The sequence below is a fragment of the Parasphingorhabdus sp. genome (assembly GCF_049667325.1).
GTDB lineage: Bacteria > Pseudomonadota > Alphaproteobacteria > Sphingomonadales > Sphingomonadaceae > Parasphingorhabdus.
Genome location: NZ_JBATHY010000017.1, coordinates 1 through 11,804 on the forward strand (window position 1 = coordinate 1; position 11,804 = coordinate 11,804).

An 11,804-nucleotide genomic window follows, 5' to 3' on the forward strand; every position below is an offset into this window, starting at 1 on the left:
CCCAACAATGAAAAACCGGCAACATCCGCTTTCTGGATATTGCCGGCTTATCATCAATCAGCTTATCGTGAAAAACCTAGAACGGAACGTCGTCGTCGAGGTCGCTGTCAAAAGCGCCGCCGCCCTGACCACCGCCGGAACCGCCCGAGCCACCACCGGTCTGGCCCCAGCTGTCATTGCCGCCACCACCGCCGCCTGACTATGCGCCGCCGCCTTGACCTCCGCCCCAACCGTCATTGGAACCGCCACCCTGACCGCCGCCGCCCGGCTTGCCATCGAGCATTTCCATTTTTGCGTCAAAGCCCTGCAACACGACATCGGTCGAATAGCGGTCGTTGCCGGACTGGTCCTGCCATTTGCGGGTTTGCAGCTTGCCTTCGAGATAGACTTTGCTGCCCTTGCGGAGATATTTTTCGGCGACGCCGGCAAGGCCTTCGTTATAGATCGAGATATTGTGCCACTCGGTCTTTTCCTTGCGCTCGCCGGTCGATTTGTCTTTCCAGCTTTCCGACGTGGCGACGCTGAAATTGCAGACTTTACCGCCATTGGCGAAGGTGCGCACTTCCGGATCCTTGCCCAGATTGCCTACGATGATGACTTTGTTGATGCCGCCGGCCATTTCAAATTCCCCAAAAAATATATGTGATTATCGATTCTTGGAGACTCTATAGACCGAGGGCGACGGCACTCCAATATGTAATACCGGCTGCGACATATGCGAGCGCAAAAAGATAGGCGAGCATGAAGATCGGCCACTTCCAGCCATTGGTTTCCCGGCGGGTTACGGCGATGGTCGAGATGCATTGCGGCGCAAAGACAAACCAGGCGAGAAAGGCCAAAGCGGTCGGCAGCGACCAGCGACTTTGCAGGCGCTCGGTCAGGGACTTGGCCTCCGCTTCTTCATCCGGCGCATCGATCGCATAGGTGGTGGCCAGTGCTGCCACCGCGACTTCGCGGGCGGCCATCGCAGGGATCAGGGCGAGCGCGATATCGCGATCAAAACCGACCGGCTTGACGATCGGCGCGATGACATTGGCGATCCGCCCTGCTGCGCTATAGTCGACCTGGCTCATCGCGCTGTCTTCCGGTACTTTCGGAAAAGTCAGCAGCAGCCATAAAACTACGGTCGCGGCAAAGATGATCGTGCCGGCACGGCGGAGGAAAATCCACGCGCGCTGCCACAGGCCGATCAGCACATCCTTCATCCGCGGCAGCTGATATTTCGGCATTTCCATCAGGAATCCGCTATTTGGGCCCTTGGTCACCGTCGAGCGCAGCACCAGCGCGACGATCATCGCGCCGACAATGCCGAATACATAGAGCCCGAACAGCACCAGCCCTTGCAGACCAATGCCCGGTCCGACGGTGGTCGGCGGAATGAACGCGCCGATGATGATCGCATAGACCGGAAGCCGCGCCGAGCAAGTCATCAAGGGCGCGACCAATATGGTGGTCAGCCGGTCGCCCGGATCGGAGATGCTCCGTGTCGCCATGATGCCGGGAATGGCGCAGGCAAAAGATGACAACAGCGGAATGAAGCTGCGGCCCGACAGGCCGACACTGGCCATCAGCCGGTCCATGATGAAGGCCGCGCGGGTCATATAGCCGCTGGCTTCGAGCAGCAGGATGAACAGGAACAGGATCAGGATCTGCGGCAGGAACACGACCACCGAACCGACACCGCCAATCGCGCCTTCGATAATGAAATCGCGCAGAAAACCTGCCGGCATATTGGTTTCAACGGCAGCGGCAACCCATTCGCTGGCGCTTTCGATCAAGCCAATAGGTGCCTCTGACCAGGCAAAAACGGCCTGGAACATCACGAACAGCACCGCGAACAGGATCAAAGGTCCGGCAAAAGGATGAAGGAACACTGCGTCCGCCCGTTCCGACCAGCGCCGACCAGCGGTTTCGGATATTATCACCTGATTGGCGATCAGTTTGGCCTGCTTGCGCAACCCGTGATCACGTGTCTTGCTGACCACCGGTTCCGGCGCGCTGTTTTTTTGCTGGAGACGGTTTTCCAGGGCAGCTGACAATTCTTCCAGCCCGCGCCGGCGCACCGCCACGGTCGGGACCACGGGAACGCCAAGGGCTTCGGAAAGCTTTGCCGGGTCGAGGGTCAGCCCGTCGCGTTCCGCCAGATCCATCATGTTGAGCGCGACCACGACCGGCTGGCCGAGCGCGATCACCTCCAGGGCAAAGCGCAAATGATTATCGAGATTGGCGGCGTCGAGCACGATGACAATCGCGTCGGGTTTGCGCTCTCCCTGCTGCAGGCCCATGATGACCTTGCGGGTCACTTCCTCGTCGGGACTGGTCGGGTCGAGACTGTAGCTACCGGGCAAGTCGACCAGTTCGGCAGGCCGGCCATCGGCAAAGGCAAAATGGCCGGATTTGCGCTCCACCGTCACACCGGGATAGTTGGCGATCTTCTGTCGCGCGCCGGTCAGCGCGTTGAACAGCGCGCTTTTGCCCGAGTTGGGATTGCCTGCAAGGGCAATGAGAGGAGCGGAATGGGTCATCGATCAGGCGGGGATCGTTAACGATGCCAGTTTTACAGATATCGCCTGTGCGTGCGATTTGCGGACGGCAATCATCATCCGTCCGACTTTCAGCGCAATGGGATCATTGAGACCGAACATGCCCTTGTGGAGTTTCTCCACGGAAATACCTTCATCGATGCCCAGCGCTCTTAGCCGACGGCCTTCGCTGTCGGAAATAGCGGCCCAGTCGATCGTCACGATTTCGGCAGTTTGCTTGAGTGACAGCTGGTCCAGGGTTGTGGCTATTGACATATATCTATCGCAACTCGACTTTCCTAATTGCGATTGATTATCATTATTGATTAGTCTTGGCGAGTCTTTTTACCGCATTGTGCCGCGCGCTTGATGCGGAGCCTGGCCATGCATTATCGTCGTCCGGTGGCGGCCCCCAAATCAAATGCGTCGGCAAGCCGGGTCTCACGCTCCCCGATAGCGTAACCGGCCGACAAAGCGCGCCATGCTGAACCTGTCGCCACCCCGGCCGATGACCCTGGCCTTGACCTTCTCGAACTGCATGACATTTTCGATACGGCGATCCAGAAAGGCGCGGGTATCGGCATAGCCTTCGCTTTCATCATCGAGAAAAACGCTGATCGTACTGCCGTAAACGCCCGATAACAGGGTCCGTTTGGTATAATGATTATAATCCGTCGCCGTATCTCCGGCGAGGCGCCACATCTTGTCTGCTGCGCGCCAGCCCATTTTTGCAGCCTTGCGCAAATGGGGTGGTGCAGCCAGAATCGCCAATGCACGTCGCAATCCTTCACGGTCCGATTCCAGCGCTTCCAGCCTCGCTTCGACCAGCGCCTTGATCCTCACCCGTATTTTCATCGCGGCAAGTTCTTCGGCGCTGTATTTCGCCGCCATTTGCGCATCAATTGCCTGGAACCAGGCATCGATCATATCGACCGGACCGTCGTTAAACGCGAGTCCTGCAAGATCAGGATCAACACCGGCCAGTTCCGCAGTGGCCGCCACCGCTTTCTCGTTCCAGCCGTCAAACGCGGCCTGCGCGGCCAGTCCCGGAGCGAGAAAGGCGCGCACTTCATCCAGGGTAGGATCTTCGGGAAGCGATAAGGGCATGGGAGTTCCTTTGAAATCAGAGCTATCAATATAGACAGAAATTGCTTGGTTTCAAACCATTGCATTTGGATAGCGCGTCTCTTAACTGTTCGATTAACCACTCAGACCTCTTGTTTCAGGGAATTTTATCTTGACCACATTGTTCGATCCCATTTCCGTCGGCGCCATCAAGGCCCCGAACCGCATGTTCATGGCTCCCCTAACCCGCTGCCGCGCGACGATGGAACATGTCCCCACCCCGATCATGGGGGAATATTACAGCCAGCGCGCCGGTGCAGGCCTGATAATTTCCGAAGCAACCGGGATAAGCCAGCAGGGCCTCGGCACGCCCTTTGCACCCGGTATCTGGAACGACGCGCAGACCGAAGCCTGGAAACCGGTTGTCGAGCGGGTCCATCAAGCCGGCGGCCGGATCATCTGCCAGCTGTGGCACATGGGCCGCATCGTGCATCCGGATTTTCTCGGCGGCGAAAAACCGGTTTCCGCTTCCGCGACAACCGCACCGGGCAGTGTCCGGACCTATCAGGGCAAGCGGGACTATGAAGAAGCACGACCGCTTGAAGTTTCCGAAATTCCCGCTCTTCTCGATGATTATCAAAATGCTGCAGAAAACGCCAAGAAGGCCGGCTTTGACGGGGTGCAGCTGCATAGCGCCAATGGCTATCTTATCGACCAGTTCATCCGTTCCGGCACCAATTTGCGGACCGACGAATATGGCGGACCGGTCGAGAACCGCATCCGCCTGCTCGGCGAAGTGACCCAGCGACTGGTCGATGTCTGGGGCGGTGACCGGGTCGCCGTTCGCTTGTCCCCCAATGGCGACTCCCAGGGCGCCGATGACGCGACACCGGTCGAAACGTTCACCGCAGCGGCAAAACTGCTCGACAAGATCGGCATCGCTTTTCTGGAACTGCGCGAGCCGCCCGCCCACGGAACCTATGGCAATACCGATGTTCCGCCCGTCAGTCCTGACATCCGGCCGGTGTTCAAAGGTCCGCTGGTGCTCAACAGCGATTATTTTCAAGACAATGCGGCCGCAGCATTGGCCGACAACAAGGCCGATGCGATCAGCTTTGGCCGGACGTTCATGACCAATCCCGATTTGACCGAACGGTTCCGGACCGGCGCAGAGCTCAACCCGATCGACTTCACCCCGACATGGTACAGTCAGGGACCGGAGGGATATGTCGACTATCCGACGATGGAGGAAAAGGAGGCGGTGACGGCCTGAGAGCCATTGTCGCCCGGCTAAAAGGTGCTCTGCAGTCGGCGGAACATGTCCTGGACCGCTGACTCAGCTTCGAGCTCCTGTTGTAGCCGCGCCGAGAGGCGCTGGAGACGTTGAAACAATTCTTCGCTGGCCATGATGATCTGGCGGGCTTCCTGCGGAAAGCAATCGACCATCATCTGGTCGGTGGCCGGCGCATAGCCGAGCGCCCGATCCTGGTTCCAGGCTTCCCCTTCGGACAATTCCCCGCTGTGCAGGGCCTTCTGGTTCAACAGCCATGCAATGCAGTGCATCAGTCTTGTGGTCACTTTCAGCGACTCACAGGAAAAGGAAACGGCCAGATTGCTATCGTGATTGGAATCCTCGTTGAATCGCCCCGATTCAAAATAGGACCGTGCCTCGTCGGCCAGCACCATCGCTTCGGTATAAAGCGCGTCCAGTAATTTCGGAGTCAGGAGTGATTCACGATCTGCCATTTTTGTTCCGTAGCAAAATATAACCCCCTGTGGACAGGTAATTTCGCGTTTCAGCCGGCTCGGAACACGCCTGTTCCAAACTGACACGTAGACGTTTCCGGGGTTAACTGGTGGACAGTCGTGGTTAACCTGTCACTACTCCGTGCTCTAGCCCGTGCATCAGGCAATGATGTCAGGGATGAGCTGATTCTCGAGCAGGATGATGCGGTCGCGCAGTTGCAATTTTCTCTTCTTGATTCGCGCCACCCTTAGCTGGTCGGGATTTCCTGACGCGATCAGCGCGGCAATAGCCTCGTCGAGATCGCGATGTTCGATTTTCAGCAGTTCAAGCCGGGATTGCAACTCTTCATCGCTCATACCCATTGTGGTTTAATCTCACCCCTTGCGTCGGCGCAACAATTTTGCAATCCTATCCCTATTCATGGATCATGTCGAAACCAAGACAATTAAACCATGAAGCCCGATCGCCAGCGGATTTTGGCGACTGCAGCAGGAAAGGAAGCTTTCATCCTCGTTCAATTTCAAAATCAACAGTTTTGAGGAGATCTTAATGGATAAGAATCACATGTCAGCATTGCGCAACAAGCACGAAGCGCTCGAGCGCAAGATCAATGAAGAAGAAACCCGACCACTTCCCGACACGATTCGAATCCATAGTCTCAAGAAAGAGAAGCTTCGACTGAAAGAAGAGCTGCTGGATTCAGCCTAGACCGGCGACGCTGCTCGCACTGAACCGATAGGCTAGATCAGCTCTGGCCGATTGGCTGTTATTCGATATCGCACTCACTTGGCCTTTCTGCTAGGCGAACGTCATGCCCGCAACCGACCCCTCCAGCACCAAGACCGCCCGCAGCATATTGACCGGCTTGCGGACGATCATGGCGTCGCGCGGAGATGCCCAGAAAAAATTGAACAAGGTCGTTGATACGATCGCCAAAGCAGTGAGCAGCGAGGTCTGCTCCATCTACTTGCGCCGGGATGGCGTGCTGGAGCTTTTTGCCACTCGCGGACTGAACGCAGAAGCGGTTCACGTGACAAAACTGGCGATGGGAGAAGGTCTCACCGGATATATCGCGAAAAATGTCGAGACGCTGAATCTCGACGAAGCGGCCAGCCATCCCGATTTCCAGTACCGGCCGGAAACCGGCGAAGAAAAATTTCACAGCTTTGCCGGTGTACCGATCATCCGCAACCAGCAGTCAATCGGTGTATTATGTGCCCAGCATGTCGAGCCGCGCCGCTATTCCGAAGAAGAGATCGAGGCCTTCCAGACCGCTGCGATGGTGTTGTCCGAATTGATCAGCAGTGCCGAATTTGTCGACGACAATCTTACTGAAGAGACAATCAACTTCGACGTCGGCGCCAGTCGCCTCAGCGGGTTGCAACTGGTCAAGGGCAAGGCCCGGGGCCACGCGGTATTTCACCAGCCTCGGGTGAAAATCGAGCATACAGTGGCGGAAGATACCGAGGCGGAACGGCATCGGGTCTATTCGGCATTCGACAAGATGCGCGCCCAGATCGACCAGATCACCAGCCAGGCCGAATTCGGTGTCGGCGGCGAGCATGAGGAAGTGCTCGAGACGTACAAGATGTTTGCCTATGACGAGGGCTGGAGCCGGCGCATCAACGAGGCGATCGACAGCGGCCTGACCGCGGAAGCGGCGATCGAAAGAGTGCAACAGCACACCCGTATGCGGATGCGGCAGATTGATGACCCGCTTTTGGCGGAACGCATGCACGATCTCGAAGATCTCGCCAATCGCCTGCTGCGCATCGTGTCCGGACAAATGGGGACGGCGGCAAAAATGGGGTTGCGGCAGGATACGATTTTGATCGCCCGCAATCTGGGCCCGGCGGAACTGCTCGAATATGACCGGCGGAGGCTGAAGGGTGTTGTCCTCGAGGAAGGCTCGCTGACCGCTCATGTCACGATCATCGCCCGCGCGATGGGCATCCCCATTCTCGGTCAGGTTAAAAATATCCGGCAAGTGGTGCGGGAAGACGATCTTTTGCTGCTCAACGTCGATGAAAAAGCCGTGTTCGTAAGGCCCGGCCCTTCGATGGAAGATGCATTTGAAGCGCAGCTCGAGCTCAGTCAGAAAAAGCGCGCCGTCTATTCCGAGCTGCGCGACAAGGAAGCCGTGACCAAAGACGGCGTCCGGATCACCGTCAATATCAACGCGGGATTACGGGACGATATGGCTCTGCTCAACATGACTGGCGCAGACGGCATCGGACTGTTCCGGACCGAATTTCAGTTTCTGGTCGCTGCGACCATGCCCGGCCGCACCGCCCAGACAAGATTCTACCGCGATGTGCTGGATGCGGCCGGCGACAAGCCGGTAATATTCCGCACCGTCGATATCGGTGGCGACAAGCCATTGCCCTATTTTCAGACCAGCGAGTCGAAAGAAGACAATCCGGCCATGGGATGGCGCGCTATTCGCATTGGCCTTGAACGGGATGCGCTGATGAAAGTGCAGGCCCGTGCCCTGATCGAGGCAGCCGCAGGACGAAAGCTGAATGTCATGTTCCCGATGGTCGCGGAGCCCTGGGAATTTGACGAGGCCAAGGCGGTATTTGAAAGCCAGCGCGCCTATCTGCACAGCCAGAAGAAAATGCCGCCGTCGCAGATCCGATATGGCGCGATGCTCGAAGTCCCGGCGCTGGCAGAATGCCTTGATTTGATGGCTGACCGGCTCGACTTTCTGTCGATCGGAACCAATGACCTCACACAGTTTCTCTTTGCTGCCGACCGGAGCAACCCGAGGCTGGCCGAGCGGTTTGACTGGATGAGTCCGGCGATTCTCAGATTCATGCGTCGCGCGTCAGACAATGCCGAACGATTCGGAATTCCTCTCAGCGTTTGTGGAGAAATGGGTGGCCGTCCTTTGGATGCTCTGGCGCTGCTGGGATTGGGTATTCGCAATTTGTCGATCACGCCGGCGTCGGTTGGTCCGATCAAGGCGATGGTGCGTTCGATGGATCTCGGGGAGGCCAAACTGGAGCTTGAGGCCATTTTGAAGGAAGCGCCAGCGGAACCGAGAATGCGTCTTGAACAATGGGCAAATCAGCACAACGTAGATCTGGACTGATCACTATTCAGGCAATAGGCCGCCAAAGTTTCTGCCGAATGGCCGAAATTGGTGAAATGCGGCAAATCGACTATGATAGTCATTGACTTTTGCCGCCCAAACTGGCTTTTTTCTAGGAGTATCCGGGGGCGTGCGAAATAGGGTCGCAAGATGATCCGGCCAAGGGAGTATTGAGTGGCCGAAGAAACCAAAGACGACGATAATGTCGAACCACATCTGCAAAGCACAGGCGCATTGTTGCGCCAGGCGCGCGAGCAGAAAGATTTGACGCTCGAAGAGATCGCGAAAAAGACCCGGATTCCGCAGCGCCATCTGGCGTCGCTCGAGAGCGGCGACTTCGATGCGCTTCCCGGACGAACTTACACAATCGGTTTTGCAAAATCCTTTGCTCGAACGGTCGGGCTGAGCGACGCATCCATCGGCAGCCAGTTGCGCGAGGAAATGGAAGAACAGGGTCACGGCGCATATCAACCCGAAATGAGTGGATATGCCCCGGCCAACCCCTCCAGCATTCCGCCCCGCTATCTGGCTTGGGCTGCCGCCGGCATCGGCGTGTTGGTGCTCGTGGGCTATCTGGTTTGGCGCACCGTGATCCTTAACCCCGGCGATATGACGCAGGTCGCGGACAGCGGATCGGCAACCGGGACCGAAGCTGTTTCGGGCAATAGCGAGCCCCAGAATATCGAGGACAGCGGTCCGACACCATCTAGCGAAGGAACCGTAATTCTGACCGCAACCGAAACCGTCTGGATGAAAGTTTACAATGCCGACGGCGACCGTCTGTTCGAAGACCAGATGGCGGCCGGAGATACGTTCACCGTTCCGGCCGATGCCGACAATCCCCAGATCCTGACCGGACGCCCCGATGCGTTGACCGTCACCATAGACGGTCAGGTGGTCCCGCAACTGGGCACCGCCGAGCGGACAATCAAGGATGTCGGGGTCAGTGCGGCGGCATTGCTTGCGCGCGGAGAAGCCAGCAATCCGGTGGCCAACCCGCCTACTGATTGAGCCCCTTCCAAACCGGCAAAATGACAGCAGTCGATGGAATTTGGCCGGTTTCACAAGATAATATTCTTTACTTTTCAGCATGGTATATGGTTAATATACGGTAAATTCAGCGGAGGCTTCGATGAAGATATTCGGTATCACAATCCTGCTTGCCAGTTTGCTTGCCAGCACACCGGCATCAGCGCAAAACGCAAATACGGACAAGCGCGTGGATCGGCTCGAGCAAGAGATGCGTGCGATCCAGCGCAAGGTTTTTCCCGGCGGTGCGACCCGTTACTTCGAACCCGAAATCACAGCCGATACCGGCCCTGCATCACCTAAGCCAGCAAGCACAACCTCGGCTGTCACCGATCTGATTGCCCGGGTCGATGCGCTGGAAGCCAGCCTCGCCAACCTCACCGGTCAGGTTGAGGAAAACGGATTTCGACTGAAAAAAATTGAAGATCGCTTGGCCGCGACAGGCGAGTCAACAACCAGTTCGGACAGCGCAAGCGCCAACGGATCGACACCGATAGTGACGCCAAAAGCGGCACCAGAGGCTGCTCCCGATCCCGAGCGGGTTGTCGGCGTCGCCGCGATTGTCATGCCGGATACCGGGGATTCTGCTGAAGATGCCTATATTTATGGCTACCGGCTGTGGGAAGCAAAATTCTATCCAGAAGCACAGGCACAGCTAAAAAAAATGGCAGAGGAACATTCTGGCCATCGGCGCGCCAGTTTCGCCCAGAACTTGCTCGGTCGTGCCTATCTCGACGATAGCAAGCCTGCACTAGCTTCCGTGGCCCTGTACGAGAATTATCAGAAACGGCCACGGGGCGAACGCGCACCGGACAGCCTCTATTTTCTGAGTACCGCTCTCGTGCAACTGAAAAAAAATGCTGATGCCTGCCGGGTTCTGGCGGAAATGCAGGAGGTCTATCCCGAAGTTGCGAGCGGCCGGCTTGCTGATCGGGTGGCGTCGGGCAAGACCTCCGCCAACTGCAAGTAGCCCATGAATGATGATACCGCCTCGCTCAACAACGAATTTACCGAGGCACTTCGCCGGCTGGTTCCGGCATTTGAAACAAATGACCAAAAACTCGGCCTGGCGGTTTCGGGAGGTCCCGACAGCCTAGCTCTATTATTGCTGGCATTTAACGCCTGTCCGGGCAGGATTGCCGCAGCGACCGTCGATCATGGCTTGCGCCCTGCCTCGCGGACAGAAGCGGATTTTGTCGCATCAATTTGTCGCGAACGCGGCATACCCCATGCAATTCTTCGACCGGTTGTGCCGATCCGCGGCAGTATACAGAGCGCTGCGAGGCGCGCGCGCTATGGATTGCTGAACGACTGGATGAGGGAAGGCCATATCGACTGGCTGGCAACCGCCCACCATGCCGATGATCAGCTGGAAACCATGATCATGCGAATATTGCGCGGCAGCGGTATTGACGGGATGTCGGGCATAAGGGAAAAACGTGGCAATATTGTCCGGCCTCTGCTCCACCTCCCAAAATCAGCGCTGGAAACCTATGTCGCAGGCCACGGCATCGAAGCCGTCGACGATCCGACCAATCACGACCAGGGCTTCGATCGCGTTCGTGTGCGTAACGCGCTCAAGGATCTGGAAGGGTTTGACACCAGCCTCGCCAGCCAGAGCGCGAGCGCGCTGGGTGCGGCGCGCGAGGCTATCGAATGGCATGTCGAGCAGCTTGCCGCGGAACATGTCAAAAGCACGGAAAACGGTTGCGCGCTGACCAAGGCCGACTTCCCGCACGAGATCCAGCGGCGTCTGCTGCTCAAGTGCTTGCATATTTGTGAGCCCTCTCTATCTCCCCGCGGCCATCAGATTGACCAGACGATCATCGCTCTCGAACAGGGCGAAACCATCACTCTGGGTGATATTTTATGCCGGGGCGGAGCGAAGTGGACGTTCGAGGCGGCTCCGAAGCGCCGGAATAGCTGAATCACGCGACGCTCACTCCTCCGGAAACGCTTGAATTACTCTGATCGGTAAAAACATTGGTGCCCATATTGTCATTGGCCGCAAAAGGACTATCTTTAGAGGAACAAGAAAGTCGCGGCTTGATGCCGATCTCCCGCTGCAGCAATGATTACAGGACAGATGTGCAATGAATGACGAACAGGATCCCAAAGAAAATCCCTGGATGAAGAGCATGTTCATCTGGGCTGGCGTGATCGTTGCGCTTCTGCTCACCGTCTCGATGTTCGGGGCCGGTGCCGCAACCGACGCGGGAACAGGAATCAGCTATTCTTCGTTCCGCAACAAAGTTGAAGAGGGCAGCGTGAAAAGCGTGTCCATCGCGCCGGACAAGATCACCGGCGAACTAACAAATGGCGATAAATTTTCTACCACACCCGTCGG

General features: G+C 57.2%; 12 protein-coding genes and 1 pseudogene. 7 read left to right on the forward strand and 6 right to left on the reverse strand.

What is annotated here, in order from left to right:
• Positions 1-76: 76 nt before the first annotated feature.
• From ssb to WBM93_RS00715, 4 genes and pseudogenes are all read right to left on the reverse strand, one after another.
• Positions 77-619: pseudogene (gene ssb, locus WBM93_RS00700) on the reverse strand (single-stranded DNA-binding protein).
• A 46-nt stretch (positions 620-665) separates the two neighbouring features.
• Complete coding sequence (gene feoB, locus WBM93_RS00705) at positions 666-2,525, reverse strand: ferrous iron transporter B (protein ID WP_424427159.1); 1,860 nt, start codon at positions 2,523-2,525, stop codon at positions 666-668.
• A 3-nt stretch (positions 2,526-2,528) separates the two neighbouring features.
• The gene (locus tag WBM93_RS00710) at positions 2,529-2,798 is read right to left on the reverse strand and encodes a FeoA family protein (protein ID WP_424427161.1); all 270 of its coding nucleotides are present in this window, start codon (positions 2,796-2,798) and stop codon (positions 2,529-2,531) included.
• A 165-nt stretch (positions 2,799-2,963) separates the two neighbouring features.
• Entirely contained in the window at positions 2,964-3,629 is a 666-nt protein-coding gene (locus WBM93_RS00715; RefSeq protein WP_424427163.1) for a COQ9 family protein, read from the reverse strand.
• A 130-nt stretch (positions 3,630-3,759) separates the two neighbouring features.
• On the opposite strand from WBM93_RS00715, the gene WBM93_RS00720 reads away from it, so the two are divergent.
• On the forward strand, positions 3,760-4,860 hold the full coding sequence (locus WBM93_RS00720; RefSeq protein ID WP_424427165.1) for an alkene reductase: 1,101 nt from the start codon (positions 3,760-3,762) through the stop codon (positions 4,858-4,860).
• Between the two features lie 17 nt (positions 4,861-4,877).
• Here WBM93_RS00720 and WBM93_RS00725 read toward each other — a convergent pair whose 3' ends face one another.
• Both WBM93_RS00725 and WBM93_RS00730 read right to left on the reverse strand, forming a co-directional pair.
• Positions 4,878-5,333, reverse strand: coding sequence for a DUF1465 family protein (locus tag WBM93_RS00725; RefSeq protein ID WP_424427167.1), 456 nt, complete (start codon positions 5,331-5,333; stop codon positions 4,878-4,880).
• A gap of 159 nt (positions 5,334-5,492) precedes the next feature.
• Complete coding sequence (locus WBM93_RS00730) at positions 5,493-5,690, reverse strand: YdcH family protein (protein WP_424427183.1); 198 nt, start codon at positions 5,688-5,690, stop codon at positions 5,493-5,495.
• A 193-nt stretch (positions 5,691-5,883) separates the two neighbouring features.
• Here WBM93_RS00730 and WBM93_RS00735 point away from each other — a divergent pair, with 193 nt between their 5' ends.
• From WBM93_RS00735 to WBM93_RS00760, 6 genes are all read left to right on the forward strand, one after another.
• Complete coding sequence (locus WBM93_RS00735; RefSeq protein ID WP_424427169.1) at positions 5,884-6,042, forward strand: YdcH family protein; 159 nt, start codon at positions 5,884-5,886, stop codon at positions 6,040-6,042.
• A gap of 103 nt (positions 6,043-6,145) precedes the next feature.
• Positions 6,146-8,428, forward strand: coding sequence for a phosphoenolpyruvate--protein phosphotransferase (gene ptsP, locus WBM93_RS00740; RefSeq protein WP_424427171.1), 2,283 nt, complete (start codon positions 6,146-6,148; stop codon positions 8,426-8,428).
• 174 nt (positions 8,429-8,602) lie between these two features.
• The gene (locus WBM93_RS00745) at positions 8,603-9,439 is read left to right on the forward strand and encodes a helix-turn-helix domain-containing protein (protein ID WP_424427173.1); all 837 of its coding nucleotides are present in this window, start codon (positions 8,603-8,605) and stop codon (positions 9,437-9,439) included.
• Positions 9,440-9,560: 121 nt separating this feature from the next.
• The gene (locus WBM93_RS00750) at positions 9,561-10,427 is read left to right on the forward strand and encodes a tetratricopeptide repeat protein (RefSeq protein ID WP_424427175.1); all 867 of its coding nucleotides are present in this window, start codon (positions 9,561-9,563) and stop codon (positions 10,425-10,427) included.
• A gap of 3 nt (positions 10,428-10,430) precedes the next feature.
• Positions 10,431-11,384 carry a tRNA lysidine(34) synthetase TilS gene (tilS, locus tag WBM93_RS00755; RefSeq protein ID WP_424427177.1) on the forward strand — a complete coding sequence of 318 codons (954 nt, stop codon included), beginning with the start codon at positions 10,431-10,433 and terminating at the stop codon, positions 11,382-11,384.
• A gap of 166 nt (positions 11,385-11,550) precedes the next feature.
• Positions 11,551-11,804: ATP-dependent metallopeptidase FtsH/Yme1/Tma family protein (locus WBM93_RS00760; RefSeq protein WP_424427181.1), on the forward strand; the 254-nt coding region annotated here is incomplete at its 3' end.

Bases quoted from the DNA above. Each gene is read 5' to 3' on its own strand.
- WBM93_RS00725 (WP_424427167.1), bottom strand. From the start codon at position 5,333: ATGGCAGATCGTGAATCACTCCTGACTCCGAAATTACTGGACGCGCTT.
- WBM93_RS00715 (WP_424427163.1), bottom strand. From the start codon at position 3,629: ATGCCCTTATCGCTTCCCGAAGATCCTACCCTGGATGAAGTGCGCGCC.
- tilS (WP_424427177.1), top strand. From the start codon at position 10,431: ATGAATGATGATACCGCCTCGCTCAACAACGAATTTACCGAGGCACTT.
- ptsP (WP_424427171.1), top strand. From the start codon at position 6,146: ATGCCCGCAACCGACCCCTCCAGCACCAAGACCGCCCGCAGCATATTG.
- WBM93_RS00730 (WP_424427183.1), bottom strand. From the start codon at position 5,690: ATGAGCGATGAAGAGTTGCAATCCCGGCTTGAACTGCTGAAAATCGAA.
- WBM93_RS00750 (WP_424427175.1), top strand. From the start codon at position 9,561: ATGAAGATATTCGGTATCACAATCCTGCTTGCCAGTTTGCTTGCCAGC.
- feoB (WP_424427159.1), bottom strand. From the start codon at position 2,525: ATGACCCATTCCGCTCCTCTCATTGCCCTTGCAGGCAATCCCAACTCG.
- WBM93_RS00735 (WP_424427169.1), top strand. From the start codon at position 5,884: ATGGATAAGAATCACATGTCAGCATTGCGCAACAAGCACGAAGCGCTC.
- WBM93_RS00710 (WP_424427161.1), bottom strand. From the start codon at position 2,798: ATGTCAATAGCCACAACCCTGGACCAGCTGTCACTCAAGCAAACTGCC.